Below are 25,229 nucleotides of genomic sequence, written 5' to 3' on the forward strand. Positions count from 1 at the left end.
CGCTATGAGCAGCACAACAGATAAGATCAAAGGCACTGCGAACGAAGTAGCGGGTAAAGCCAAGCAAGGTGTAGGTGAGGCCACCGATAATCAGAGCCTCAAGAATGAAGGCGATACCCAAGAGATCAAGGGTAAAGGCCAGAAAGTGGTTGGCGATGTCAAAGATGGCGTCAAGAAAGCCGGCAACTTGTAAGCATTAGAGATTCGATCAACGGCCATCTTCGGATGGCCGTTGTCGTTTCTGGAACTTATACTGGCAGACTTTGCTGTTTTGTCTGGATACCACCGATGCCTACGCTGTTGGCCATTGATACTGCTACCGAAGCTTGTTCTGTTGCGCTCCTCCATGAAGGAAGCGTCATGTGCCGCTATGAAGTGATTCCCCGTATGCATGCACAGAAAGTGCTGCCCATGGTTCAAGAACTCATGGCTGAATCAGAACTTGCGCTAACGGCCATAGACGCCATCGCATTCGGTCGCGGTCCTGGCGCATTTACCGGCGTGCGTATTGCGATTGGTGTTGTTCAAGGCCTGGCTTTCGGTCTGGACCGGCCAGTGCTGCCGGTGTCCAATCTGGCTGCACTGGCGCAGCGGGCTTATCGTGAGCGAGGCGTTAATCAGGTAGCCGCCGCTATCGATGCACGTATGGATGAGGTCTACTGGGGTTGTTATCGCTTGGGGCAAGAGGTGATGCAACTGGTCGGAGTTGAAGCGGTGCTTCCTCCCGAGCAGGCGCAGCTTCCAGCAGGCAGTGCAGGAGAATGGTTTGGGGCCGGTACAGGATGGGGGTATGTTGGCCGCATAGCCGCTTCTGTTGCCGAAACGGATGGTAATCTTCTGCCCCATGCCAAGGATATCCTGACCCTGGCGACGTATGCATGGAGTCAGGGAGGCGCCGTATCAGCAGAAGAAGCGCAGCCTGTCTATTTGCGTGATCAAGTTGCCACGCCTAAGCAGCCACGCTGATCCGGCCTCGACAGCAACAGGCGACAGGCGGTAAAACCCTGTGTGTATTACTGAGGTCAATAGATGAACTGCTGATTTCATCGACCGTATGGTATTTGAGATAGTTTGCTAAGCGCAGGCGATCTCATACAGTGGCGATACTGGCAAAAGGGCATTAATCATGCGTATCGATAGCTACACTTCCTCTTACTCATTAGATCGTCCTGGTCGTAATCGGGCGGACAGCTCGTATCATGAGATACAGAATGAGGAAGAAGTCCGTCGTGAGCAGCCCGCTACGGGTAATGTTTCCTCGCAGGGGTTGGGTACTGCGCCACTGATTCGCAGAGTCGAGTCAACCCAGCCAGATGATGAAGTGACCAGTGATGCTCAGCTGCTGACAGCGCGGGAATATGTTCTCTATGAACAGCCGATCAGCGCCCGTAGCGCACGTGCCATTGCCAGTTACGACAGTATTGCCATGCTGCCACGAGATACCGGGGCCGCTCAGGTAGTAGGCCTGGACTTTTATGTCTGAAGCTTGATGCTGCCTTATTATATTGGTTGCCCATCATGGAGTGATCCTCACTGGCGAGGTTCACTCTATCCAGCATCTACACGATCCTCGGAGTTTCTTCCGCGCTATGCTCAAGTGTTTAACGCGGTAGAGGGAAACACCACGTTCTATGCCGAGCCCTCTGTCGAGACGGTATCGAGATGGGCTGAGTTGATGCCGGATCACTTTCGCTTCTGCGCCAAGTTTCCTCGCGAGATCAGCCATGACGGTGATCTAAGAGCCTGCTTATCCCATGCGCATTCCTTCATGCAGTTGCTGGTCCCGTTAGGGAGGCGTGTCAGCCCATACTGGCTTCAGTTTTCTTCAAGCTTTGGTCCGAATCGACTGGCCGAGCTGGCTGATTTTCTGGATGCACTGCCTTCCTCAGGGCGAATAGCAGTAGAGGTGCGACATGACGATTTTTTCAGCAAGGGTATGGCTGAGCGTGAGCTCAACAATTTGCTGATGGCCAGAAATGTCGAGCGTATCGGACTGGATTCCCGTGCCTTGTTCAGTAGCGAACCGGTCTCCGATGTCATTCGTGACGCGCAAGCCAAAAAGCCTCGCGTGCCTGTCCGTGTTCCTGCTTTTACCCAATCACCACAGATCCGCTTCATTGGTCGGTTGGAACTTGAGGCCAATGATATCTATCTAGAACCTTGGGTGAATAAATTTGCAGAATGGATCAAGGAAGGGCGTACCCCTTACATATTTCTGCATACACCTGACAACCGTCATGCTCCTGAACTTGCCATGCGTTTTCATGCGCAACTGCAGGAGCGCTTGCCGGAACTACCGCCATTGCCAGTCATGGCTGAGCCTGTCGAGCAGCTAGGCTTGCTGTAAGCCAGATCATATACGCCAGTCATGACCGCTCACCGTCAGGACAGGTATGCGTTACGTCTTTGCTCTAATGTGCTTGATCATTCTGGTGGCCGGGATCAGTCTGGCCTATGACTGGATCCGTGTTCCGCCTCAATGGAATCCATTTAAGCCGCTTGATGTGCGACAGCCACCCAATTTTCTGACCCGATACAAGCTGATGAGGCTGCAACACGATCCTGAGCTATGCGCACAGGCGTTGCAGACGTCACCGCTGCGCTACGCCCAGATGCCTGCTAATGCCGGGACCAAGCAGTGCCCGCTGGAGAATGTCGTTAGGGTGCAACGCTCCAATGTAGCCTTCAGCGGTAGTTTCCTTGCGACATGTCCTTTAGCAACAGCCTACGCCTTGTTTGAACTGCACACGTTACAACCAGCAGCAGAGGCCGTTTTCGGGCAGCGTGTCGTCAGTGTCGAGCATTTTGGAAGTTTCGCCTGTCGCAATATCTATCATCGTGCCAATGCCCGTCGTAGTGAGCATGCTACCGCCAATGCGTTGGACTTGGCTGGCTTTCGCCTGGAGAACGGACAGCGCATTACCGTAGCGCGTGATTGGAAAGGGGACGATAGCAAGGCACGGTTCTTACATTTGCTTCGAGAAGGAGCCTGTAAATCCTTTAACACGACGCTGTCTCCAAATTACAACGCGGCGCACCATGACCACTTTCATCTCGACATGGGGGGCTTCCATGTGTGCCGTTAAGCGTGCCTATCCGGCAGCGCTCTGGCAAAATGCGGGCTTTGTTTCTTGATTGACCTTGTCATGATTACTGATCCAAGTGCTGTCGCCGTTTCCATCCAACCGCTTGATGCCGCATGGCAGGGACAGGCAGATGCCTTGGGCTTGCAGCTAGGCCTGCCTGTCACTCAAGCGCCTGAGACGGATTTTGTGCTTCAGTTGGGGGAGTCGGGTCTTCAACTGGTTCAGCGTGGCCCAGATGCGCCAGGACCGGTGCGGGTTGATCTTTTGGAAGGTGCAGCAGCGCATCGGCGACGGTTTGGAGGCGGCAGTGGGCAGATGATTGCCAAGGCTGTCGGTGTTGGCACAGGCATACGTCCGAATGTACTCGACGCCACGGCCGGCCTTGGCCGTGATGCCTTCGTTCTGGCGACGCTGGGCTGCGCGGTCACATTAATCGAGCGCCAGCCCTTGATTGCTGCTCTGCTTGAGGACGGTCTAAGGCGTGCAACAGGCGACAAGGAAGTCGGCGCTATCGTGGCGCGCATGACCCTTCTCAAGGGAAATGCCATTGAGCTGATGCGGAAGATGGATGAGGCACCTCAAGTGATCTACCTCGATCCCATGTTTCCCCATCGTGATAAGTCGGCGCTGGTAAAAAAGGAAATGCGCATTTTTCGTCCCTTGGTAGGTGATGATCCTGACGCACCAGCCTTGCTTGAGGCTGCCCTCGGGTTGGCCAGTCATCGCGTGGTGGTGAAGCGTCCACGCAAGGCGCCTCCTATCGAGGGGGCGAAGCCCAGTTATAGTCTGGATGGCAAATCCAGTCGCTACGATATTTATCCCAAAAAGGCGTTGGGCAAGGGCTAATCGCTAGTCAGTCGCTCGGCGCATCCAGAGCCGGTAGACCGGTTGTGCCAGGAAAAGAACCAGCAGCAGCCGAAGCACCTGCATGGCGGTGACCAGCGGTACCAGCAAATGCAATGCTTCGGCGGTCAGGCTCATCTCGGCGATACCTCCAGGTACCATCCCCAGCAAAAGCGAGCGGGCATCGAGTCCGGTCAACCAGCCCAGTCCCATTGCAATAGGGGTGGCAATGAGGATGGCCAAGCAGGTAGCCAACACCGTGCGTGCCATGAAGGCGGGCGCCTGGCGAAAGAAGGGGCGATCGAAATAGCATCCTAGTGAGCTGCCAATGAGCCACTGGCCGATGTCCCCCGCTCCTGCAGGTAAGCCGATATTCAAATTGAATGTCACGCTGGCTGTAATGCTGGTCAGGAGGGCGCCCAATTGCCAGGCGTTTGGCAGTCGCAGCTTTTGAAAGATGAATGCCAGACCGGCACCGGTCACCATGATGGGCAATAACCAAGAAAAACTGACTTCAATAGTGTGCGCAACAAGAGCATGCTCGCCGGCAAATAAATACTTGTAAGCTGCCGGAACGCTTAACAGCACAAACACCATTCTCAGGCTCTGAGCAGCGGCCACTCGAGCCAGTACGGCGTCGTTGCGTTTGGCCAGATTGACCATTTCATTGGCGCCCCCAGGCATGCTGGCAAAAAAAGCAGTTGCACGGTCCTCGCCGCTGCGTCGTAATAAGACGATGCCTATCACACTGGCGGTGACGGTCAGCACCGTGCCAAGCACAATGATCAGCGCGTGTGCTGCAATCTGCTCAACAATGGTTTGGTTGAAATGCAGGCCAATGCCTGTGGCGATCACCCATTGGCCTCCTTTGCGCGCGTGAGGCATTTCCTGAGTCCGCCAGCCACAGCAGCGGATAGCGATAACTCCAAGCAGTGAGCCGATCATCCAGGGAAGGGGCCAGTGCGCGAGACTGGCCAAGTATCCTCCGGCTGCTCCGGCCAGGGGAGTCATCCACCAGGGCCGGAGCGAGATGATCAACGTGTGATAGAAACGCTTCACTGTTTGGTTTTTGCCTTTATCACGCGTTGGCCAAGTTGGCTTTACGGCGAAGAGAGCGACGACGCCAGATGCGAACTATCGGCAGGATCAACATGACGATGACCAGCAGCCATACGATTTGGCTGATGCCACTGGACCATAGAATGTCCATGCTGCCATTGGAGATCGAAAGCGCCCGGCGCAGGTTCTGCTCCATGAGGCCGCCCAGAATGAAGCCCAGCAGCAGCGGCGACAGTGGGAAGTCCAGCTTGCGCAGGATGTATCCAATGATTCCAATAATCACCATGAGGATCAGGTCAAACGTTGTCGCGTGCACGGCATAAACGCCAATTGACGTGATGATGGCAATGATAGGGACCAATGCCCAGTTCGGTACTGCCAGGATCTTGGTGAAGACCTTGATCATGGGTACGTTCAGGATGAGCAGCATCACGTTGGCAATGAACAGCGAAGCGATCAGACCCCAGACCAGCGTAGGTTCGTTCTGAAACAGAAGCGGGCCAGGAGTGATGTTGTACAGCGTAAGGGCACCAATCATGACTGCTGTCGTTCCCGACCCTGGAACACCCAGCGTCAGCATAGGGATCATGGCGCCACAGCAGGACGCACCGATCGCGGTTTCGGGCGCAGCAAGGCCGCGAAGGTCTCCTTTGCCAAACTCACCCTTTTCACCAGCCATGCGCTTTTCAGTCATGTAGGCCAAGGCACTGGCCAGTGTCGCACCCGCACCGGGCAATACACCCATGACAAAACCGCCAACAGCACAGCGAAGGTTGGTCAGGAATACCGACTTGGCTTCCTTGAAGTTGAACAGCATGCGACCTGTTGCCTTGACAGCTTCCTGGCCATGGTGGGTTTTCTCAAGCAGCAATAACACCTCGCTTACTGAAAACAAGCCCAGGACCAGCACAACAAACTGGATGCCGTCTGCCAGATGGATGCTGTCAAAGGTGAAGCGATAAACACCGCTGTTGGCATCAATGCCGATGGCTGCCAGGAAAAGCCCTAACAACGAGGCGACCAGCGTTTTGACGGGTTTGTCACCCGCCATGCCTGCCAGACAGACAATGGCAAAGACCATCAGCACGAAGTATTCAGCTGGGCCAAAGGCAATTGCCCATTTAGCCAGCAGCGGGGCAAACAGTACCATACCGCATGTCGCCACGAAGGCGCCAATAAAGGAGCTCCAGGCCGACAAAGACAGGGCTACGCCGGCCAATCCTTTACGAGCCAGTGGATAGCCGTCCAGGGTGGTCATGAGCGTTGATGCTTCGCCCGGGATGTTCAGTAGAATCGACGAAATACGTCCGCCGTATTCACAGCCAAGGTAAACCGCTGCTAAAAGAATCAAAGCGGATTCAGGCGGCAGACCTAGCGCAAACGCTACCGGGATCAACAGGGCCACCCCATTGATAGGGCCTAAGCCTGGGAGCAGACCAACTACGGTTCCGATCAGCGTACCGATCAGGGCGATAATAAGGTTGGTAGGCGTTAAGGCAACACCAAAGCCTTGGGCAAGAAAATTCAGGGTTTCCATCTTAGATCTCCAGGCCGTCTAGGATGCCCAAGGGCAGTGGAACGTCCAGAATGCGATCGAATAGTATGTATAGGCAGATGGACATGACAATGCTGGTCACGAGGCTGGGCAACCAGCGCCCGCCATAGAGTCGAGCAAACAGAAAGCCTGCAACGATGCTGCTGGGAACAAAGCCGAATGGCTCGAACAGCAGGGCGTAAGCCAGTAGCAGCAGAACGCAGCTGACTACCTTGCGCGCAGTCGGTGCATCCATGGGTTGTTCGTCATGGGCGTGATCAATTGGCGTAGGCTTGACCAGAAGGTAAGCCAGCCCTGCTGACATCAGTCCCAGCATCAACATGGGGTAGGCGCGGGGGCCGACCGGCTCGTAAGAGAACGGTGCCTGATAGTCCAGGGCAAGGTACATCATGACCAGGCCGGCAATTAGCCAGACGCCCAGAAAGAGACGTTGAAAAAGCATGGCATTTCCCTCGGACGCTCCGCCTGCGCGGAGCGTCAGGTAGCGTTATTGGATCAGGCCAAACTCTTTGGCCATGCCCCGGTACTTGGCAACTTCCTTCTGTACGTAGGCATCCAGCTCACTGCCAGTCATGGCAAATGGGAAAAGCTCACGCTGGTCGCGTAGTTTGGCAAAGTCATCCGAAGCCAGCAGTTTGTCGAAAGAGGCTTTCCACCAGTTGTAGTCTTCATCACTGACTTTCGGGCCGAGGTAATAGCCGCGCACTACAGGCCATACGATATCGTACCCCTGCTCGCGAGCGGTGGGGATGTTGGCCATGGCAGGCTCATCCAAACGGTTTTCGGAAAAAACCGCCAGGATTCTCATATCACCGCTCTCGATGTGAGGCATGGAGTCGGAAATATCCGTACTGCCCACTTGAATATGCCCACCCAGCAGAGCCGTTGCGATCTCGCCTCCGCCTTCCAGTGAGACATAGCGGAGGTCACGCGGATTGATACCCGCGGCCTTGGCAACGAGGGCGGTCTGCATCCAGTCCTGGCTACCGACGGTTCCGCCAGAGCCAATGACCACTTTGCCTGGATCCTTTTTAAGCGCTTCGACCAGATCGCCAAGGGTCTTGTAGGGGGAATCATTCTTTACGGCGATGGCACCGTAACTGGTTCCTACCGCTGCCAGCCATTTAACGGCCTTTTCATCGAAGCGGCCAAACTTGCCCTGCGCCAGGTTGAGCAGGGAGCCGCTTGAAAACGCAACGATTGTTCCGCCTTCCTTGGGGCGTTGTGCCACAACGGTATTGTAAGCCACTGCGCCTACACCTCCTGGCATGTAGGTAACCCGCATAGGTTTTTCTAGTAGCTTGGCGTTTACCAGCGCGCTCTGGGCAAGTTTGCAGGTCAGGTCGAAACCACCGCCTGGAGAGGCTGGTGCAATACATTCAGGGCGTTTGGGTTCAGCTTGCAGCTGTGTAGAGAGCATTGCTGCAACAGCAGCGATTGCCAGGGGGCGTAGGGATAGGGCCATGGTTATCTCCTTTTGTTTTTATAGTGCGGAACGGCAACGGAGCAGCGTGATTCCATTGCTGAAGCAATCTTGCGTCAGTTAAAAACTGATACGTAAACAGGTAGCGAGCCTGGCGGCTGGCGGCTGGCGAAGTGCGTAAGTAGGGTAGGGCGGAAGAGTTTCCGACGAGGCGAGTACGCGACGGGTCTGCATGATGGGATTCCGTATTGTTGTTTTTGTAAGGCCTTTGGTGCGTATAAGGCTTATTAACCTGATCGTAGTGGCACAAGCTTTCACGAAGCTTTCAATCTGAAAGGATCTAGACCATTTATCAGTCGCTCTGGGTACACTGAGACGATCTAACACGATTTCGGAGAATCGAGTGCGTATCTTGCTCGTCGAGGATCATCTGTCACTGGCTGAAAGTGTGGCACAGGCGCTGAAGGGAGAAGGTTGGACTGTCGACGTCATCAATGACGGTGTCGCTGCTGACCTGGCACTGGCAAGTGAGGAATACGCATTGGCCATTCTGGATGTTGGGTTGCCGCGAATGGATGGCTTCGAAATCCTGGCCCGTCTTCGTGAGCGGGGTAACCGTTTGCCGGTATTGATGCTGACGGCGCGCGGGGAAGTGAAGGATCGGGTTCAGGGGCTTAACCTAGGGGCTGACGATTACCTGGCCAAACCCTTCGAACTTACCGAGCTCGAAGCTCGAGTCAAGGCGCTGCTTCGACGCAGTGTGTTGGGCGGCGAGCGCCAACAGCGCTGCGGCCCGCTCGTCTATGACCTCAACACCCGACGCTTCACGCTTGATAATGAACCCTTGACCCTGACCTCGCGTGAGCAGGCAGTGCTTGGCATTCTGATTGCCCGCCCCGGTCGGGTGATGAGTAAGGAACAACTGGCTTCCCAGGTCTTTGGTCTAGATGAAGAAGCCAGCCCTGAAGCCATCGAAATCTACATACATCGTTTGCGCAAGAAGCTTGAGGCCAGTGCTGTTCGTATCGTGACCTTTAGAGGGCTGGGCTACTTGCTGGAGTTTTCAGGTGCTTGAGCGCAGGGAAGGCGTGCGGGTAAGCCCGGAGATCTCTGAAGCCAATAGCAGCGTTATCATCGAGGGCAGTCTGCGGGGTCGATTGCTTGGTCGTCTGGCTGTTTTGCTGGCCTTGTTATTGATCGTGAGCAGCCTTAGCGCCTATATCAATGGTCGCCAGGTTGCCGACACCGCCTATGACAGGACGCTTTTAGCATCAGCCCGAACCATCGCAGCCGGACTGTCTGCAGAGGACGGTACCTTGAGGGCCGATGTGCCCTATGTCGCGCTGGATACCTTTGCTTATGACAGTGCCGGCCGAATCTATTATCAGGTGCTCGACATTGAAGGGCATCTGACCTCCGGGTACGAAAATCTTCCGCCACCGCCTCCGGATACGCCGCTGACTCAGGACTATCCTGCCTTGGCGCGCTTCTATGACGGACAGTACCGGGGGCAAGGTGTACGAGTTGTCAGTTTGATGCAGCCGGTCAGTGAAACCAACATGAACGGCATGGCTGAAATACGGGTAGCGGAGACAGAGCAGGCTCGTGAAAACATGGCGCGTAGCCTGCTGGTTGATACCTTGTTGCGGCTCTGCCTTCTTTCCGTGGGAGCTTTGCTGCTGGTTTGGTGGGTTGTAAGCGTAGCGCTTCAGCCGCTTGAGCGATTAAGGGCTGCGGTTGAGGAGCGTCAGGCGGACGATTTGCGTCCACTGCCTAGGGTGGTGATTCAGCGGGAGCTGTTTCCCTTGGTAAGCGCATTGAACCAGTTTACGGTCAGGCTGAGAGGGCTCTTCGAGCGTCAGGCTCAGTTCATTGCCGACGCCGCTCATGAATTACGTACACCACTGGCCGCGCTAAAGGCTCGTCTTGAGCTGGGTGTTCGTGAGCAGAGCCCGCAGCAATGGCATGCAACCCTGCTTGATGCCCAGCGCAATACAGACCGTTTGGCTCATCTCGCCAATCAGCTCCTGTCCCTGGCAAGGATCGAAAGCGGGGCACAGGCCATTGCCGAAGGTGGAGCAGAGCGCATCGAATTGGGAGCCTTGGCCAGAGATCTTGGTCTTGCGCTTGCGCCGTTGGCCTATAAGCGAGGTGTCTCGCTGGAGCTGGAAGCGGAAGCTGAGGTATGGGTAAAGGGCGAGCCGACCTTACTCAATGAGTTGTTATCCAACCTTATTGATAACGCACTGGCTCACACGCCTGAAAATGGTACGGTCATAATCCGGGTGCTCACACCCTGTATTCTTGAGGTCGAGGATGATGGCCCGGGTATTCCTGCCGATGCGCGAGCGCACGTTTTCGAGCGATTCCACCGGCTGGATCCTCAGCGGGGCGGTGCCGGGTTGGGATTGGCTATCGTGGGAGAGATCTGCCGCGCTCATCAGGCTGCTATAACCTTGCATGATGGCGCGGCGGGAGGGCTGCGTGTAAGGGTTGTATTCCCTGACGAGCGCGTGATCCCCAATATCGATTGGACGGCCTATTGAAGGAAGTGCTTGGACTGTTCCAGTGCTTCCCCTAGATCCTCATCGGCCTTGATGTCGGTAGAAGGATCCAGCCCCAGCTTTCTGAAGGAAGCAATAGGCGTCCAGTCCATTTTAGTCAAGGGGTGCTCCGTGCCGCTAAGGCTCTGCAGGTAAGCAACCTGAACAATGTCGGCGTAATCCACCTTGGGCGTATTGCGCTCGAAGTGCAGATAATCCTGAGGCACGTTGACAATGGACTCCTGGAAATCCCAGGCTTTCAGAATCCGCTTTCCTATCTTGGGATGGATTTCCTCGATTACACGATCCAGTGTCAGCGAGTTGGCCAGCAGTGAACTGTGTTCTTCGGCATACGTCAGGATGGGTAGCACACCGATCTGATGCACCAGGCCCGCCAGTGCAGCCTGATCGGGAGAAAGACGAGTGAAGTGCTTGCACAGAACATAGCTGATACCCGCGATTTCCGTACTTTTAGCCCATACCTCACGCATCTTATGATCAACCGCGTCGGTAGTAGCTTGGAACATCTGCTCCATTGCAAGTCCGATTGCAAGATTGCAGGTGTAGTTGATACCTAGCCGATTGATAGCGGTGTGAAGATCCGTGATCTCGTTGCTAATTCTGAGCAGCGGACTGTTTACTACCTTAATGATTCGCGCCGTCAATGCCGTATCGTTGCCGATGAGCTTGCCCATGTCAGCGCTTGTGACATCCGGATCCTCGGCGGCCTCGCGAACACGCAGGGCCACTTCAGGTAACGTTGGCAGAACCAGCTGATCGTTTTCAATGGCCTCGTTGAGCTCTTGAGCTACCTGTTCGGCAAGCATGATCATTCTTTATCCCTCGAAAAGCATTCGTCTGATACGTCAGCGTTGAATTTCGCGATCCGTATCGATTACATAAGGCAGATCCAAGAGCTCGCACACGGGGCCCTCGTTAGATGCGAGATGAATGCGGCCATCCTCTTTCGCATCGATTTGTAAAACAGCCAGAAACTCTGTTCTACCGTCATCCCGCGCAGCCAATACCACTTCTCCCACGCTGCTATTATGCACCGGAGAAAACAGCTCGGTGCCAGGCGCTGGTGCATCAGCGTCTACCTTTAGGCGATAGAGTCGGCGCTTCAGTCGCCCAAGGTATTGCATGCGTGCGACGATTTCCTGACCGGTATAGCAGCCTTTCTTGAAGCTGACGCCATCCACGGCCTGCAGGTTGATCATTTGAGGAATGAACAGCTCGCGGGTGGGGCCGAACACCTGTCCGATTCCCTCGCGTATCTGGCCCAGCAGCCAGTGCTCCAGGGCGACCTCAGGCGCTATGCTGCTTAATTGCTGATGGAAGGACTCAGCAAGCGCGCTAGGAGTCCAGATTTCGATACGCTGTCCACTCAGACGTATCGCCAACATGCCGTCAAAATGAGCAACACCATTAACCTGTTCGGGAAGAGTCAATGACGGCAGTGCTTTCTGCGCTGTCTCAACACTGGCGCCGAATCGCACCCATTCAGCACTTTCGTCTGCCAGCGTCGACTTGGAAAACACTGCGTATTTCTTTAGGTCCGTCAACTGCGGCTCTACTAATTCCTTCGCCATCGCCAGCAGGTATCCTTCCTGGATTTGCACGATGCGAAAGCTCGAAACCATTCTTCCCTTAGGCGTACAGCGAGCACCCAGGCTGGATGTTTCTGCATTGAGATAATTGATGTTGCAAGTCACTTGGCCTTGCAGGAATTTTCCCGCGTCCGCTCCGCGAATCGCCAGGATGCCTTCATGAGACAGTGCGCAAAAATATAAGGAGTCAGCCATAGAGCATCAACGGCAAGAGAATGAACGCTCATCATAGAACGCAGGCGTGTTCTTGTCAGTTGCGATAACAACAAGATGCCTTCCTGCAGGTAGAGCTGAGCAATCTGATGAACTCGCCTATAATGCGCCCAACTTTGAGGAGCCACCATGACAGACGAAACCGAACTCAAGCGACTTTTCTGGCACAGCCGTCGCGGCATGCTTGAACTGGACGTGTTGCTGGTACCTTTCGTTCAGGAAGTTTACCCTTCACTGAGCCAGCAGGATCAAGACCGCTACAAAAAACTCCTCGACTGTGAAGATCAGGACATGTTCGTCTGGTTTATGCAGCGGGGCGAGCCTGAAGATCCAGACCTAAAGTATATCGTTCGGATGATTCTGGATCGTGTCCAACCGGATTGAGCCGTTTGAATGCCACTGGCAGCACTCTCGACAATTATTTTGTGTCTATTGTGCGACCTTGCTGTTGGCCTTCGTCTCGTTATTTATGGCCAACATTCCGACATGGGCGGCCATCATGGGCGCTCTCATGTGTGTCGCCCATGCTGCCTGGGTAATTCCGGGCGCCATATTGTTGCATCGGCCAAATGAGCCGCGCCGCCTGAAACATGATGAGAGCGGATGGCAACTCTGGTCTCCAGGGCAGGGGTGGCACCCTGTTCAGCTATGCCGGGATAGCATGGCGCTGCCGCTTATTATCGTGTTGCGATATCGGCGTGTAGACGAAAAGTGGACCCGGGCAGTTTGTATCCCGTCCGATGCCATGACGCCGGATGCTCACCGGCGTCTGCGGGTCAGGCTCAGGTTTGCGCAGCGGCGTTGGGCGGCACCAGAATAGTATCCTGTACCTGATTGCACGGCCTGGGATAATCCAGTGTGTAGTGCAGGCCACGGCTTTCCTTGCGCGCCATGGCGGAGCGGACAATCAACTCTGCTACTTGGGCAAGATTTCTAAGCTCAATCAGATCACGGCTTACTTTGTAATTGCTGTAGAAGTCATCTATTTCTTTCATTAAAAGCTGTATGCGGTTGTAGGCGCGTTGCAATCGTTTGTCGGTTCGGACGATACCTACATAGTTCCACATGAAGCGGCGCAGCTCCTCCCAGTTATGCGTAATAATGACATCCTCATCCGAATCGGTTACCTGGCTGGCATCCCAGTTGGGAAGGTGGGGAGGGTGCTGTGTCTTGTCGAGCTGACTCTCGATATGCCTGGCCGCCGAGCGCGCATAAACGAAGCATTCGAGTAGTGAGTTGCTGGCCATTCGATTGGCACCATGCAATCCCGTAAAGCTGGTTTCTCCGACGGCATAGAGCCCCGGCAGGTCAGTACTTCCGTTTTCATCTACGCATACCCCGCCGCAGGTATAGTGAGCAGCCGGTACGACAGGGATTGGCTCGTGGCGAATATCGAAGCCCAGGCTCAGGCATCGCTCATAGACCGTAGGAAAGTGTGCAGTAATGAAGTCGGCCGGCTTATGGCTAATATCGAGATGGACATAAGGAATGCCAAGTCGCTTCATCTCATGGTCGATCGCCCGGGCTACGATATCGCGTGGCGCCAGTTCGGCTCTCTCGTCAAAGCGCGGCATGAACCGCTCACCGTTTGGCAGCTTCAGAAGAGCCCCTTCGCCTCGCAATGCTTCCGTAATCAAAAAGTTGCGGGCCTGCGGATGATAAAGGCAGGTAGGGTGGAATTGATTGAATTCCATATTGCTTATACGGCAGCCGGCTCGCCATGCCATGGCAATGCCGTCACCGCAGGCGCTTTCTTGGTTGCTGCTGTAGAGGTACACCTTGCTTGCTCCACCGGTCGCTAAGACTGTGAAGCGTGCACCGTATGTATCAACTTCACCGGTGTTTCGGTCAAGTACGTATGCACCTAGGCAGCGGTTGTTTTTTAGTCCGATCTTGATGCCTGTAATCAGATCGACCGCAACCTGTTGTGAAAGCAGATGAATATTAGGCCGTTCCTTAGCGGCAGCCAGTAGAGTATCGAATATTGCAGCGCCAGTTGCGTCGGCAGCATGGATGATCCGCCTATGGCTGTGGCCACCTTCACGGGTAAGATGAAGAGGAAACCTTTTCTGTGCGTCTCCTTCGCTTCGAGTAAAAGGAACGCCTAAGTCGATTAGCCATTCCATGGCCTCACGGCTTCTTTCCACCGTGAAACGAACAGCCTGTTCGTTGCATAATCCAGCACCCGCTATCAATGTATCCTTGACGTGGGAGTCTATGGTGTCGTCCTCATCCAGCACAGCGGCTACACCACCCTGTGCCCAGTAGGTTGAACCATTGGAAAGGTTGCCTTTGCTGAGAACTGCGATCCGAAGGTGCGAGGGTAAGGTTAGTGCCAGGGTAAGGCCAGCAGCGCCGCTGCCGATGATCAGAACATCATGATCGATGTGTTGGCCCATATATCGTCTCTTTTTGTTGGTTTAGCTATACGATTAACTAGCGTAATGGCGATGTCATTCTATGGAGGAAGGAACTTTATAGGGCCCGGAGCCGTCCATGTGAGGATAATTTTCCACACGGACAGTAAAAAGTGGCCGAGAGAATGAATAGTGGAATGACTGCTAATAGCTATCAGCGGATGTCGGCGGAAGACCGGCTTACCGATCAGCGAATCGAAGACAAGGTTCGCCCGATATCTGCCGTGGGGAGAACTTTTACGCAGCACCCTGGTCTATCCAAGCAACAGGATGAGAAGGGTGAAGCGGGTCTCCTTCGGAATCAACAAGGAGCTCCCATGCAAACCCAGGAACAGGATCAGCAGCTTGTCGAGCGCGTGCAGCGAGGCGATAAGCGTGCATTTGATCTCCTGGTGCTGAAATACCAGCACAAGATTTTAGGGTTGATCGTGCGCTTCGTGCACGACACCCAGGAAGCGCAAGACGTAGCGCAAGAAGCTTTCATCAAAGCCTATCGCGCGCTAGGGAATTTTCGTGGTGATAGTGCGTTCTATACCTGGCTATACCGCATTGCGATAAACACAGCAAAAAATCATCTGGTTGCTCGTGGTCGTCGTCCACCGGACAGCGACGTGAGCGCAGAAGATGCTGAGTTCTATGAAGGCGATCATGCCTTAAAGGATATTGAGTCGCCTGAGCGTTCGTTGTTGCGGGACGAAATTGAAAGTACCGTTCATCGCACCATTCAGCAATTGCCAGAAGATTTAAGAACCGCGCTAACTTTGCGTGAATTTGAAGGTCTTAGTTACGAGGACATTGCAAATGTGATGCAGTGTCCAGTAGGTACAGTACGCTCGCGCATATTCCGTGCGCGGGAAGCCATCGATAAAGCCCTGCAACCTTTGTTGCGGGAAGCATGAGACAGCGGCGACAGCTATGAGAGAGGTTGATATGAATCGTGAAGCTCTGCTGGAATCACTGTCCGCTGTTATGGATAACGAAGCGGACGAACTGGAAGTCAGACGTGTACTCGCGGCGACAAGCGAGGACGCTGAACTCCGTGCTACTTGGTCCCGTTATGCAATGGCTCGTGCAGTCATTCGCAACGAACCTATCATGCCAAAGCTTGATATCGCATCTGCAGTATCGGCTGCGCTGGCTAACGAAGAGGCGCCTGTGGTGACTACACCTGCTGCAGTGGCTAAGCCCAAGGCAGGCCGGTGGAGTGCGATCAGTCGAGTGGCAGTCGCGGCTTCTGTAACAGTGGCTGTGTTGGCAGGTGTGCGGCTGTATAACCAGGAAGGCGTCTCTGAACAGATGGCCCAACAGGCTCCAGCACCTATCAGCGTACCGCAGGTACAGAGTCCTGCTGTATTGGCTAATTACAGCGAAGAAAGTGCTCAGAGCGCTGAGTCCAAGGCGGCTAATCCGTCTGCAGTGGCCAACCCACAGCTGCCTGGCTACATTCGTCAGCATGCACAGCAGGCTACTTTCAACAGTATTGAAGGTTCCGCGCTTCCTTATGCACGTGGTGCTAACGCAGAAACTCGTTAATCCCTGATAAGGAAGAGCATGCGGTTTGCTCCAGTTATATATGGAATAGGCGGTTTGTTACTGATAACTCAATCAGTACAAGCCGCCGAGTCAACGGATTGGTTGAACAAGCTATCAACCAGTGACAAGGTTAATTCCCAAGGTTCTTTTATCTACGAGAGCAATGGGAATCTAACTTCACATCATATCGCCAGAAAAGTCGATTCCAATGGGGATGTTAAAGAGCGTCTCTACCGGCTTGATGGCACTCCTTATGAAGTAGTGCGTGATAATAATCGCATTGTCTGCAGTACTTCAGCAGATGATCAGGTTGATGTGGCAAAAAGCCTTGCTCCCAAATTGAGGCCTGATCAAATCGATAAAGGCTATACCCTCAAGCATCTCGGAGAGTCGCGCGTTGCAGACAATCCTACGGATGTCATAGCGTTTATTCCCAAAGATTCCTATCGATACGCTTATGAAATGCAACTAAGCAAGTCGACTGGACAGGTCCTCAAATCCACCACATTCGATCAAAAGGGTAATGCACTGGAAAGACTTCAGTTCATTACTTACTCGTCGCTTGCGCCAAGTACAGCTGAGCTTGATCCTAAAGGTGACTGTGCTCCTAGCGCAGAAGCGGAAGAGGCGAGCCATGCAGACCAAGCTACATGGGCGGCTTCCTGGCTTCCCTCCGGCTTCGAGCAGGTACGATCATTGAAGAGCTGGCAGGCAGGTGGGGACGGACGACCTGTACAGTACCTTCTATACAGCGATGGTCTGAGTAATTTTTCTGTATTTGTTGACTCTGATAGTCATACAGCGATGACCGATAGTCGAAACCAGTTTGGTCCTACCAGTGTCGTATCCAAGCGCATCAATCCATCTGACAAGGATGTGTTGATTACTGTCGTAGGCGAAGTTCCTGCCGGTACGGCCGAGCGCATAGCGTTATCCGTACGGCCCGACTAAGTCTGTGCCGCTAATAAGTACATGTTTCCTGATACCCATAGGGAGTATCAGGAAACATTCAGCTTTTCTATGGTATTTCGTCAGGTGACTCTTTTAAGGCGGTTCGTCTGCTGCCTGAAGTAGTGATGCGGTGGGTACTGCACCATCGCTTGGTAAAAGCTAACTGTTAGCACTGTCTGTCCCCTGCAAGAACGGGAGCTGTATTTCATGCGAATGTTTAAACATTACCTGGCAGCCTTGATGGCAACATGGGCGCTAGGCGTATCGCTATTGGCCCATGCGGATCTTCCAGACTTTACTCCGCTGGTAGAGTCGGCAAGCCCTGCCGTTGTTAATATCAGTACTCGCCAAAACCTGCCGGCTAGCCGTGGCGGTGCCATGTCCATGCCTGATCTCGAAGGGCTGCCGCCAGGTATTCGTGAATTCTTCGAGCGAAGCATTCCTCAAATGCCGCAAGGGCCGGACAGTCGTCGGCGAGAAGCCCAGTCGTTGGGGTCCGGTTTTATTATCTCGGCTGATGGTTATGTCCTGACCAATAACCATGTGGTAGCCGATGCGGACGAAATCATCGTGCGCCTTTCTGACAGAAGCGATCATACTGCCAAATTAATTGGTGCTGATCCGCGTACAGACGTGGCGCTCCTCAAGATTGACGCCAAGAATCTTCCGACCGTTAAGTTAGGTAATTCTGACAAGCTCAAGGTCGGTGAGTGGGTGCTGGCTATTGGTTCGCCCTTCGGGTTCGACCACTCCGTGACAGCCGGTATCGTAAGCGCCAAGGGGCGTAGCTTGCCAAACGAGAACTATGTTCCATTCATCCAGACGGATGTTGCGATCAATCCTGGCAATTCTGGTGGCCCGCTGTTCAATCTGAGCGGGGAAGTGGTAGGTATCAACTCTCAGATATTTACGCGTTCGGGCGGCTTTATGGGGCTTTCCTTTGCTATCCCGATTGATGTGGCTATGAATGTGGCCAATCAGTTGCGTACCGAGGGTAAGGTGACACGCGGTTGGTTGGGAGTTGTCATTCAAGAAGTAGACAAAGACCTGGCAGAGTCCTTTGGCTTGGAGAAGCCAGCCGGCGCTTTGATCGCTCAGGTTTTGGAAAACGGACCTGCAGCCAAGAGTGGCTTGAAGGTGGGAGATGTCATCCTGTCGGTTAACGGGCAACAGATTGTTGAGTCAGCAGATCTGCCTCATCTGATCGGTAACCTGAAGCCTGATGCCACCGCGGAAATGAATATTGTGCGTGAAGGCGCACGCAAGACCGTATCCGTTAAGGTCGGTGATATGCCCGATGATGATTCCATTGCTGCCTCAGGTCAGCCCGGCGCTGAGCGTAGCAGTAATCGAATGGGGATTGCTGTTGCGGATCTGACTGATGAGCAGAAGAAAAGCCTTCAGTTGCAAAGTGGCGTGGTAATCAAGCAGGTAACGGACGGACCGGCTGCCATGATTGGCTTGCGTCCGGGCGATGTAATTACTCATTTGAATAATCAGCCGGTTTCCTCGGCGCGCCAATTCCAGGACACAATGAAGAAGCTTCCTGCCGACAAGTCCATTTCCATGCGCGTCATGCGTGATGGACGAGCCAGCTTTATTACTTTCAGGCTGCCCAAGTAAGGCCAATGAGGCGAGGTGGAAACACTTCGCCTTTTTACCTTATGTAAGTCCGTGCGTGACGGGTTTCCATAGTATCGGGTAAACTCCCAGGCTATTTTTTCCAGCGGGCATTCCGCTGCTGGCCTTTCGAGTGTTGATCCGTGAGTGACCTAAGTCATATCCGTAACTTTTCCATCATTGCCCACATTGACCATGGCAAGTCGACGCTAGCCGACCGCTTTATTCAAATGTGTGGCGGCCTGTCCGACCGCGAAATGGAAGCCCAGGTGCTGGACTCCATGGACCTCGAGCGCGAGCGCGGAATTACCATTAAAGCCCACAGTGTGACGCTGCACTACAAGGCGCAGGATGGTAAAACGTACCAGCTCAACTTTATCGATACCCCTGGGCATGTTGACTTCACCTATGAAGTAAGCCGCTCTCTGGCTGCCTGTGAGGGCGCTTTGCTCGTTGTTGATGCTGCTCAGGGCGTTGAGGCTCAGTCCGTAGCCAACTGCTATACAGCGATTGAGCAAGGTCTTGAAGTCATGCCTGTGCTCAACAAGATGGACCTGCCCCAGTCCGAGCCAGAGCGCGTTAAGGCAGAGATTGAGCACATCATTGGTATCGATGCCACTGACGCGGTTCCCTGCTCAGCCAAGAGTGGCATGGGTGTTGTCGATGTCCTGGAGCGACTGGTCAAGGTAATCCCTGCTCCTGAAGGCAATATCGAGGCGCCTCTACAAGCATTGATCATTGATTCCTGGTTCGACAATTATCTAGGTGTTGTGTCCTTGGTACGCGTCAAGCATGGACGTGTGAAAAAAGGCGACAAGATTCTGGTGAAGTCCACCGGCAAAGTACATCAGGTGGATAGTGTTGGCGTCTTTACGCCTAAGCATACCGAAATGCAGGATCTCAAGGCCGGTGAGGTAGGCTTCATTATCGCTGGTATCAAGGAGATCCTGGGGGCGCCGGTAGGTGATACGCTGACGCTTTCCAGCACGCCAGACGTAGCTATGCTGCCGGGCTTCCAAAAGGTCAAACCTCAGGTCTATGCAGGCCTCTTTCCGGTCAGCTCGGATGATTTTGAAGACTTCCGCGAAGCGCTGCAGAAGCTGACCTTGAACGATGCGTCTTTGCAGTACGAGCCTGAAAGCTCAGAGGCACTGGGCTTTGGCTTTCGCTGCGGTTTCCTCGGTATGCTCCATATGGAGATTATCCAGGAGCGTTTGGAGCGCGAATACGATCTGGATCTGATCACGACTGCACCGACTGTAGTGTTTGAAGTCGTGCATAAGAATGGCGAAATCGTATACGTAGACAACCCCTCAAAGCTGCCTGATCTTGCGTCGATTGCAGAAATGCGCGAACCGATCGTGCGGGCCAATATTCTTGTGCCTCAAGAGCACTTGGGCAACGTCATAACCCTGTGTATTGAGAAGCGTGGTGTGCAGCGGGACATGCAGTTCCTCAGCAGCCAGGTTCAGGTTAGTTATGATCTGCCTATGAATGAAGTTGTTCTGGACTTTTTCGATCGACTCAAGTCCGTTAGTCGTGGGTATGCTTCGCTGGATTACAGTTTTGATCGCTTCGAGGCTTCTAATCTGGTCAAGCTTGATGTCCTTATTAATGGTGAGAAAGTCGATGCGCTGGCATTGATCGTTCACCGAGACAAGGCTCACCACAAAGGTCGAGCTCTGACAGAGAAAATGAAGGAGCTGATTCCACGTCAGATGTTTGATGTGGCGATCCAGGCAGCTATTGGTGGACAGATCGTAGCGCGGACAACCGTAAAGGCATTACGTAAGAACGTATTGGCCAAGTGTTACGGTGGAGACGTATCCCGTAAGCGTAAGCTGCTGGAGAAGCAGAAAGCGGGTAAGAAGCGGATGAAGCAGGTTGGTAGTGTGGAAATTCCACAAGAAGCCTTCCTGGCTGTACTCAAAGTGGATAGCTGAGAATATGTCATTCAATTTTCCTTTGCTTTTGGTTATCGCTGTCGCAGTGTGTGGCGGTTTGGCACTGTTTGACTTGGTCTTTCTGGCGCCACGCCGGCGTACAAGAATTGCGACATACGAAGGGCAGGTTACCGAGCCCGATCCAGTTGCTTTGGATAATTTGAGGAAGGAGCCACTCTTGGTCGAGTATGGGAAGTCATTCTTTCCTGTACTCGCCATCGTTTTGGTTCTGCGGTCGTTTCTGGTGGAGCCTTTCCAGATTCCTTCGGGCTCAATGAAGCCCACATTGGAAGTGGGCGATTTCATCTTGGTAAACAAGTTCGCCTATGGAATCCGTTTGCCGGTTATCGATACTAAGATCATCCCGGTTGGAGACCCGCAGCGCGGTGATGTCATGGTATTTCGCTATCCCAGCGACCCCTCCGTTAATTACATCAAGCGTGTTGTAGGCTTGCCTGGCGACACCATTCGCTATACTCCAGAGAAGCAGCTTTTTGTGAACGGTCAATTGGTCTCAAGGCAACTGATCGGAGAGGAGCCTGGCTCTTTGGGTAGTGCAAAGCTATACAAAGAGAAATTAGGCGAAGTAGAGCATGTCATTCGTGAGGAGATGACTCGTTATAACCTGCCGGCGGATAGTCAATGGGTTATACCGGCTGGTCATTATTTCATGATGGGGGACAACCGGGATAACTCCAATGACAGTCGTTACTGGAGCGACCCTGGTATTCCACACGAATTGCTTGGCATGGTTCCCGATAAAAATATTGTTGGCAAAGCCTTCGCTGTCTGGATGAGCTGGCCTGACCCAAAGGTCAAAAATTTACCTAACTTTTCCCGTGTAGGGATCATTCATTAAATAGGAAATGCGTCATGTCTATGTCGCACAGGCAAAAGGGACTTTCCTTCATAGGCTGGCTGCTAATGCTGTGCATTATTGCTTTCTTGGCAAGCACAGCCTTTAAGCTTATTCCTCATTATCTGGATTATCAGGCGATGACCAAAGTCATCACCTCTATAGAAAGTGAGAAAGCGATGAATATTCATAGCGTGCCCGATGTGTATTCGTATGTAAGCAAGGGCATGCAGGTTAATAGCATTAATGATATTGACCTTGATAAAGCCATGCAGGTGAAGACTGAGGACAATAGATTCCTTATCCATCTGGATTATGAAAAGCGTGAACCTCTAATCCGTAATATTGATTTAGTGGTTCATTTTGAACGCGACTTCCGTATAAGTATCCCGTGAACCCACCCTTAGATCGTCTCGAGCGCCGGCTCGGTTACACCTTCAAAGACCAGGGCCAAATGGTCCTGGCTCTCACTCATCGCAGTTTTGCCAGTAAGAATAATGAGCGTCTTGAGTTTCTAGGAGACGCTATTCTTAACTTTGTGATTGGCGAAGCGCTCTATCAACATTTCCCTCAAGCCCGTGAAGGCCAGCTTTCTCGCCTGCGCGCAAGATTGGTAAAGGGAGAGACCTTAGCTGTCCTGGCCCGTAGTTTTGAGATTGGAGACTATCTCCGGCTAGGCTCGGGCGAGTTGAAAAGTGGCGGCTTTCGCCGCGAGTCTATTCTGGCAGATGCGATGGAGGCTCTGATTGGCGCTATCTATCTGGATGCCGGGATGGAAGCGGCCAGAGATCGGATCATGGCTTGGCTAGGGCCGCAACTTCGTGAGCTTACGCCAGTCGATACGAACAAGGATCCCAAAACACGCCTTCAGGAGCATCTGCAGGCGCGGGGATGTGAGTTGCCAAAGTATGAAGTGGTCGCGATCGAAGGCGAGCCACATTGTCGCGTCTTTTTCGTCGAGTGCGACATATCGATGCTAAGCGAAAAAACCAGTGGCCAAGGGCCCAGTCGCCGCATCGCAGAACAAATGGCTGCAACAGCCGCGTTGATTGCTTTAGGAGTAGAGAATGGCCATGACTGACCCGGTATCCCGTTGTGGATACGTAGCTATCGTTGGGCGTCCTAACGTGGGCAAATCTACTCTGCTGAATCATATCTTAGGGCAGAAGCTTGCTATCACCTCTCGAAAGCCCCAAACGACACGTCATACGTTGTTGGGTATTAAGACAGAAGGGGATGTTCAGGCTGTTTATGTCGATACGCCTGGTATCCACAAAGAGAATCAAAAAGCTCTCAATCGCTATATGAATAAGACCGCATCCGCAGCCCTCAAAGATGTAGATGTAGTTATCTTTGTGGTGGATCGCATGCGCTGGACTGAAGAGGATGCGTTCGTTCTAGAACGAGTCCGCCATGTCAAATGTCCGGTGATTGTGGCGGTTAACAAAACGGACCGCATGGAAGATAAAGCAGAGCTTCTACCTCAGTTGAAGTGGCTATCCGAGCAGTTGCCTGAAGCAGAGGTTATCCCTATCTCTGCGCAAAATGGTGTGAACCTGGATTCCCTCGAGAAGCTTGTAGCGGATCGGCTGCCTGAGGGAGACCACTTCTTTCCTGAGGATCAGCTTACTGATCGTAGTAGTCGTTTTCTGGCTGCAGAGCTCGTACGTGAAAAAATTATGCGTCAGCTGGGTGCTGAACTTCCCTATCAGGTCACGGTTGAAATTGAGGAGTTTAAACAGCAAGGGAATGTGTTGCACATCCATGCGCTGATTCTGGTAGAGCGTGATGGACAGAAAAAGATACTCATCGGAAATGCAGGTGAGCGAATCAAGCGGATTGGTCAGGATGCTCGGAAAGATATGGAGGCCCTCTTCGATTCGAAGGTCATGTTGAACCTTTGGGTGAAGGTAAAAAGCGGCTGGTCAGACGATGAGCGCGCACTCCGCTCTTTGGGATACGCAGATCTTTAATGCAAGAACCTGAGAAAGCCTTCGTTCTTCATGCTCGGCCCTTCAGGGAAAGTAGCACGCTCGTAGACTTTTTTTCATTGCGTGGGAGGTTTCGAGCAGTCTATCGAGGCGCTCGTGGAAAATCTGGCAGTGTTGTTCGGCTGTTTCAGCTATTTGAAGGGCAGTTCCGGGGACGTACTGAATTAAAGACAGTTCACCGTATGGAGCCTTTGGCTCCTCCCTTTCTTCTGAGCGGAGATGCTCTGTTTAGTGGCCTTTATCTCAATGAGCTCATCGTACGTCTTCTTTTGCCAGAAGAGCCGCACCCGGCGATCTTCCATCAATATGCAAATACCTTGCGTGCATTGAGTAATCATGCAGACGTGGAACCTCCGCTAAGGAACTTCGAGTGGACGTTTCTCGATGAGTTGGGTTACGGCTTTTCATTAGAAGTGGATAGTCGCGGCAACGCTATAGATCCCAAAAATATCTATCGTTTTGTTCCAGATGAAGGCCTTGAATGTATACCTGTGTATCAGCCTGGTGCATTCCAAGGTAGTGAGCTGCTGGCCTTGTCTGGCGCTGACTGGAATGATGCAGGTGTCCTTAAATCAGCTAAACGACTCATGCGCCAGGCTTATGCTCCGCTGCTTAGTGGCAAGCCGCTTATTAGCCGTGAATTGTTTCTTAAGTGAGAGTTGAATGCGATGTTTGCTAGCCGACTTTTATTAGGCGTCAACATTGATCATGTGGCAACTTTGCGCCAGGCGCGCGGTACACGTTATCCCGATCCTCTTAAGGCAGCGCTTGATGCAGAGGAGGCTGGTGCAGATGGAATTACACTGCATTTACGTGAAGACCGTAGGCATATTCAGGAGCGAGACGTTCGCCTCTTCAAGGCAGCCCTTCAGACGCGCATGAACCTTGAGATCGCAATGACTCCGGCGATGCTGGATTTAGCCTGCGATGTCAGGCCGGAGCATGTCTGCCTTGTACCTGAAAAAAGAGAAGAATTGACGACAGAGGGTGGCTTGGATGTTCTAGGGCAAGAACATCGGATAAGGGAAGCTATCGCTAGGCTTGCGTCGGCAGGTTGTCAGGTATCACTTTTTATCGATCCCGATCAGCAGCAAATAGAGGCCGCCGCGAGAGCTGGCGCTCCTGCCATTGAACTTCATACAGGAAAGTACGCGGATGCAGCGAGCGAAAAAAGTCAAACCCTCGAACTTGAGCGTATTAAAGACGGTGTTGAGGCAGGTTTGTCTAGCGGGTTAATAGTGAATGCAGGTCATGGCCTTCATTACCATAACGTAGAGCCAATAGCGTCAATCCCAGGTATTAATGAGTTGAATATAGGTCACGCCATTGTGGCCCATGCTGTGTTCGTTGGCTTTAAGCAAGCAGTAGTAGAAATGAAAGCGTTAATGTATTCGGCTTGGCTCAAAAATAAAGCTTGACCTGTGAGCGGAGGGGCCTATAATGCGCCCACTTCCGCTGCAACAGAACAGTAAGAAGCCTTGTATATCAATGGCTTAGCTGTTTAGTCAAGGTCAGGCCTCCGGTCTGGCAGAAGTGGAAAGAGGTAAGCAGTAGTTGACAAGCCTCTGGGCTTGTGTAGAATACGC

The 25,229-nt window shown here is 53.0% G+C and carries 28 protein-coding genes; 21 read left to right on the top strand and 7 right to left on the bottom strand.

What is annotated here, in order from left to right:
* The first annotated feature begins 4 nt into the window (after nt 1-4).
* The 6 genes from B3729_RS03500 to B3729_RS03525 all read left to right on the top strand — a co-directional run bounded on the left by B3729_RS03500 (nt 5) and on the right by B3729_RS03525 (nt 3,932).
* Nucleotides 5-193, top strand: coding sequence for a CsbD family protein (locus B3729_RS03500; RefSeq protein ID WP_010797617.1), 189 nt, complete (start codon nt 5-7; stop codon nt 191-193).
* Between the two features lie 95 nt (nt 194-288).
* Entirely contained in the window at nt 289-966 is a 678-nt protein-coding gene (gene tsaB, locus B3729_RS03505) for a tRNA (adenosine(37)-N6)-threonylcarbamoyltransferase complex dimerization subunit type 1 TsaB (protein ID WP_286787067.1), read from the top strand.
* A 160-nt stretch (nt 967-1,126) separates the two neighbouring features.
* Nucleotides 1,127-1,483, top strand: coding sequence for a hypothetical protein (locus B3729_RS03510; protein WP_010797619.1), 357 nt, complete (start codon nt 1,127-1,129; stop codon nt 1,481-1,483).
* Nucleotides 1,484-1,489: 6 nt separating this feature from the next.
* Entirely contained in the window at nt 1,490-2,347 is an 858-nt protein-coding gene (locus tag B3729_RS03515) for a DUF72 domain-containing protein (protein WP_074827587.1), read from the top strand.
* Nucleotides 2,348-2,393: 46 nt separating this feature from the next.
* Nucleotides 2,394-3,086 (top strand): extensin family protein, encoded by a 693-nt coding sequence (locus B3729_RS03520; protein ID WP_286787068.1) that lies wholly within the window; start codon nt 2,394-2,396, stop codon nt 3,084-3,086.
* 60 nt (nt 3,087-3,146) lie between these two features.
* Nucleotides 3,147-3,932 (top strand): class I SAM-dependent methyltransferase, encoded by a 786-nt coding sequence (locus B3729_RS03525; RefSeq protein ID WP_219652784.1) that lies wholly within the window; start codon nt 3,147-3,149, stop codon nt 3,930-3,932.
* A gap of 3 nt (nt 3,933-3,935) precedes the next feature.
* Here the strand turns inward: B3729_RS03525 and B3729_RS03530 are convergent, their stop codons facing one another.
* The 4 genes from B3729_RS03530 to B3729_RS03545 all read right to left on the bottom strand — a co-directional run bounded on the left by B3729_RS03530 (nt 3,936) and on the right by B3729_RS03545 (nt 8,014).
* On the bottom strand, nt 3,936-4,940 hold the full coding sequence (locus B3729_RS03530) for an AbrB family transcriptional regulator (RefSeq protein ID WP_051370189.1): 1,005 nt from the start codon (nt 4,938-4,940) through the stop codon (nt 3,936-3,938).
* Between the two features lie 67 nt (nt 4,941-5,007).
* Complete coding sequence (locus tag B3729_RS03535; protein WP_010797624.1) at nt 5,008-6,525, bottom strand: tripartite tricarboxylate transporter permease; 1,518 nt, start codon at nt 6,523-6,525, stop codon at nt 5,008-5,010.
* A gap of 1 nt (nt 6,526) precedes the next feature.
* Nucleotides 6,527-6,985, bottom strand: a complete 459-nt coding sequence (locus B3729_RS03540; RefSeq protein WP_073450334.1) for a tripartite tricarboxylate transporter TctB family protein — start codon at nt 6,983-6,985, stop codon at nt 6,527-6,529.
* A gap of 45 nt (nt 6,986-7,030) precedes the next feature.
* A complete protein-coding gene (locus B3729_RS03545) occupies nt 7,031-8,014 on the bottom strand; it encodes a Bug family tripartite tricarboxylate transporter substrate binding protein (RefSeq protein WP_173869112.1) in 984 nt (327 codons plus the stop codon).
* A gap of 355 nt (nt 8,015-8,369) precedes the next feature.
* Between B3729_RS03545 and B3729_RS03550 the strand changes: the two genes are divergently transcribed.
* Both B3729_RS03550 and B3729_RS03555 read left to right on the top strand, forming a co-directional pair.
* A complete protein-coding gene (locus B3729_RS03550) occupies nt 8,370-9,041 on the top strand; it encodes a response regulator (protein WP_010797627.1) in 672 nt (223 codons plus the stop codon).
* Nucleotides 9,042-9,096: 55 nt separating this feature from the next.
* Complete coding sequence (locus tag B3729_RS03555; protein WP_409438649.1) at nt 9,097-10,512, top strand: sensor histidine kinase; 1,416 nt, start codon at nt 9,097-9,099, stop codon at nt 10,510-10,512.
* Here B3729_RS03555 and B3729_RS03560 read toward each other — a convergent pair.
* Nucleotides 10,506-11,342, bottom strand: coding sequence for an HDOD domain-containing protein (locus tag B3729_RS03560; protein WP_125888700.1), 837 nt, complete (start codon nt 11,340-11,342; stop codon nt 10,506-10,508). The two genes, B3729_RS03555 and B3729_RS03560, sit on opposite strands and share 7 nt — an antisense overlap.
* Before the next feature lie 33 nt (nt 11,343-11,375).
* Nucleotides 11,376-12,314 (bottom strand): YgfZ/GcvT domain-containing protein, encoded by a 939-nt coding sequence (locus tag B3729_RS03565; RefSeq protein WP_074827581.1) that lies wholly within the window; start codon nt 12,312-12,314, stop codon nt 11,376-11,378.
* 147 nt (nt 12,315-12,461) lie between these two features.
* Here B3729_RS03565 and B3729_RS03570 point away from each other — a divergent pair, with 147 nt between their 5' ends.
* Together B3729_RS03570 and B3729_RS03575 are read left to right on the top strand one after the other, a co-directional pair.
* Nucleotides 12,462-12,716, top strand: a complete 255-nt coding sequence (locus tag B3729_RS03570) for a succinate dehydrogenase assembly factor 2 (RefSeq protein ID WP_010797631.1) — start codon at nt 12,462-12,464, stop codon at nt 12,714-12,716.
* Nucleotides 12,700-13,152, top strand: a complete 453-nt coding sequence (locus B3729_RS03575) for a protein YgfX (RefSeq protein WP_073450332.1) — start codon at nt 12,700-12,702, stop codon at nt 13,150-13,152. Before B3729_RS03570 ends, B3729_RS03575 begins: the two co-directional genes overlap by 17 nt.
* Here the strand turns inward: B3729_RS03575 and nadB are convergent.
* Nucleotides 13,115-14,731: an L-aspartate oxidase gene (gene nadB, locus B3729_RS03580; RefSeq protein ID WP_286787069.1), complete on the bottom strand. Its 1,617-nt coding sequence runs from the start codon at nt 14,729-14,731 to the stop codon at nt 13,115-13,117. The two genes, B3729_RS03575 and nadB, sit on opposite strands and share 38 nt — an antisense overlap.
* 335 nt (nt 14,732-15,066) lie before the next feature.
* Between nadB and rpoE the strand changes: the two genes are divergently transcribed.
* From rpoE to pdxJ, 11 genes are all read left to right on the top strand, one after another.
* Nucleotides 15,067-15,648, top strand: coding sequence for an RNA polymerase sigma factor RpoE (gene rpoE / locus B3729_RS03585; RefSeq protein ID WP_010797633.1), 582 nt, complete (start codon nt 15,067-15,069; stop codon nt 15,646-15,648).
* Nucleotides 15,649-15,679: 31 nt separating this feature from the next.
* Nucleotides 15,680-16,282, top strand: a complete 603-nt coding sequence (locus B3729_RS03590) for a sigma-E factor negative regulatory protein (protein WP_286787070.1) — start codon at nt 15,680-15,682, stop codon at nt 16,280-16,282.
* Nucleotides 16,283-16,300: 18 nt separating this feature from the next.
* Entirely contained in the window at nt 16,301-17,233 is a 933-nt protein-coding gene (locus B3729_RS03595) for a MucB/RseB C-terminal domain-containing protein (RefSeq protein ID WP_074827573.1), read from the top strand.
* A gap of 207 nt (nt 17,234-17,440) precedes the next feature.
* The gene (locus tag B3729_RS03600) at nt 17,441-18,856 is read left to right on the top strand and encodes a DegQ family serine endoprotease (protein WP_019366536.1); all 1,416 of its coding nucleotides are present in this window, start codon (nt 17,441-17,443) and stop codon (nt 18,854-18,856) included.
* Nucleotides 18,857-18,996: 140 nt separating this feature from the next.
* Nucleotides 18,997-20,796 carry a translation elongation factor 4 gene (gene lepA / locus B3729_RS03605; protein WP_010797637.1) on the top strand — a complete coding sequence of 600 codons (1,800 nt, stop codon included), beginning with the start codon at nt 18,997-18,999 and terminating at the stop codon, nt 20,794-20,796.
* Nucleotides 20,797-20,800: 4 nt separating this feature from the next.
* Nucleotides 20,801-21,655, top strand: coding sequence for a signal peptidase I (gene lepB, locus B3729_RS03610; protein WP_286787071.1), 855 nt, complete (start codon nt 20,801-20,803; stop codon nt 21,653-21,655).
* A 14-nt stretch (nt 21,656-21,669) separates the two neighbouring features.
* On the top strand, nt 21,670-22,047 hold the full coding sequence (locus B3729_RS03615; protein WP_010797639.1) for a DUF4845 domain-containing protein: 378 nt from the start codon (nt 21,670-21,672) through the stop codon (nt 22,045-22,047).
* Nucleotides 22,044-22,733, top strand: a complete 690-nt coding sequence (gene rnc, locus B3729_RS03620) for a ribonuclease III (RefSeq protein ID WP_010797640.1) — start codon at nt 22,044-22,046, stop codon at nt 22,731-22,733. The genes B3729_RS03615 and rnc overlap by 4 nt, the downstream gene beginning before the upstream one ends.
* Nucleotides 22,726-23,625 (top strand): GTPase Era, encoded by a 900-nt coding sequence (gene era / locus B3729_RS03625; protein WP_037030114.1) that lies wholly within the window; start codon nt 22,726-22,728, stop codon nt 23,623-23,625. The genes rnc and era overlap by 8 nt, the downstream gene beginning before the upstream one ends.
* Nucleotides 23,625-24,299 carry a DNA repair protein RecO gene (recO, locus tag B3729_RS03630; RefSeq protein ID WP_286787072.1) on the top strand — a complete coding sequence of 225 codons (675 nt, stop codon included), beginning with the start codon at nt 23,625-23,627 and terminating at the stop codon, nt 24,297-24,299. Before era ends, recO begins: the two co-directional genes overlap by 1 nt.
* Nucleotides 24,300-24,311: 12 nt before the next feature.
* Nucleotides 24,312-25,061: a pyridoxine 5'-phosphate synthase gene (pdxJ, locus tag B3729_RS03635; RefSeq protein ID WP_010797643.1), complete on the top strand. Its 750-nt coding sequence runs from the start codon at nt 24,312-24,314 to the stop codon at nt 25,059-25,061.
* Nucleotides 25,062-25,229: the final 168 nt, after the last annotated feature.

This window comes from Pseudomonas sp. UBA3149 (assembly GCF_002364655.1).
Taxonomy (GTDB): Bacteria; Pseudomonadota; Gammaproteobacteria; order Pseudomonadales; family Pseudomonadaceae; genus Chryseomonas; species Chryseomonas luteola.

Excerpts from the sequence above, each read along its gene's own strand:
- B3729_RS03500 (WP_010797617.1), top strand. The coding sequence starts at position 5 with ATGAGCAGCACAACAGATAAGATCAAAGGCACTGCGAACGAAGTAGCG.
- tsaB (WP_286787067.1), top strand. The coding sequence starts at position 289 with ATGCCTACGCTGTTGGCCATTGATACTGCTACCGAAGCTTGTTCTGTT.
- B3729_RS03510 (WP_010797619.1), top strand. The coding sequence starts at position 1,127 with ATGCGTATCGATAGCTACACTTCCTCTTACTCATTAGATCGTCCTGGT.
- B3729_RS03515 (WP_074827587.1), top strand. The coding sequence starts at position 1,490 with ATGCTGCCTTATTATATTGGTTGCCCATCATGGAGTGATCCTCACTGG.
- B3729_RS03520 (WP_286787068.1), top strand. The coding sequence starts at position 2,394 with ATGCGTTACGTCTTTGCTCTAATGTGCTTGATCATTCTGGTGGCCGGG.
- B3729_RS03525 (WP_219652784.1), top strand. The coding sequence starts at position 3,147 with ATGATTACTGATCCAAGTGCTGTCGCCGTTTCCATCCAACCGCTTGAT.
- B3729_RS03530 (WP_051370189.1), bottom strand. The coding sequence starts at position 4,940 with ATGACTCCCCTGGCCGGAGCAGCCGGAGGATACTTGGCCAGTCTCGCG.
- B3729_RS03535 (WP_010797624.1), bottom strand. The coding sequence starts at position 6,525 with ATGGAAACCCTGAATTTTCTTGCCCAAGGCTTTGGTGTTGCCTTAACG.
- B3729_RS03540 (WP_073450334.1), bottom strand. The coding sequence starts at position 6,985 with ATGCTTTTTCAACGTCTCTTTCTGGGCGTCTGGCTAATTGCCGGCCTG.
- B3729_RS03560 (WP_125888700.1), bottom strand. The coding sequence starts at position 11,342 with ATGATCATGCTTGCCGAACAGGTAGCTCAAGAGCTCAACGAGGCCATT.
- B3729_RS03565 (WP_074827581.1), bottom strand. The coding sequence starts at position 12,314 with ATGGCTGACTCCTTATATTTTTGCGCACTGTCTCATGAAGGCATCCTG.
- B3729_RS03570 (WP_010797631.1), top strand. The coding sequence starts at position 12,462 with ATGACAGACGAAACCGAACTCAAGCGACTTTTCTGGCACAGCCGTCGC.
- nadB (WP_286787069.1), bottom strand. The coding sequence starts at position 14,731 with ATGGGCCAACACATCGATCATGATGTTCTGATCATCGGCAGCGGCGCT.
- rpoE (WP_010797633.1), top strand. The coding sequence starts at position 15,067 with ATGCAAACCCAGGAACAGGATCAGCAGCTTGTCGAGCGCGTGCAGCGA.
- B3729_RS03590 (WP_286787070.1), top strand. The coding sequence starts at position 15,680 with ATGAATCGTGAAGCTCTGCTGGAATCACTGTCCGCTGTTATGGATAAC.
- B3729_RS03595 (WP_074827573.1), top strand. The coding sequence starts at position 16,301 with ATGCGGTTTGCTCCAGTTATATATGGAATAGGCGGTTTGTTACTGATA.
- B3729_RS03600 (WP_019366536.1), top strand. The coding sequence starts at position 17,441 with ATGCGAATGTTTAAACATTACCTGGCAGCCTTGATGGCAACATGGGCG.
- lepB (WP_286787071.1), top strand. The coding sequence starts at position 20,801 with ATGTCATTCAATTTTCCTTTGCTTTTGGTTATCGCTGTCGCAGTGTGT.
- B3729_RS03615 (WP_010797639.1), top strand. The coding sequence starts at position 21,670 with ATGTCTATGTCGCACAGGCAAAAGGGACTTTCCTTCATAGGCTGGCTG.
- era (WP_037030114.1), top strand. The coding sequence starts at position 22,726 with ATGACTGACCCGGTATCCCGTTGTGGATACGTAGCTATCGTTGGGCGT.
- recO (WP_286787072.1), top strand. The coding sequence starts at position 23,625 with ATGCAAGAACCTGAGAAAGCCTTCGTTCTTCATGCTCGGCCCTTCAGG.
- pdxJ (WP_010797643.1), top strand. The coding sequence starts at position 24,312 with ATGTTTGCTAGCCGACTTTTATTAGGCGTCAACATTGATCATGTGGCA.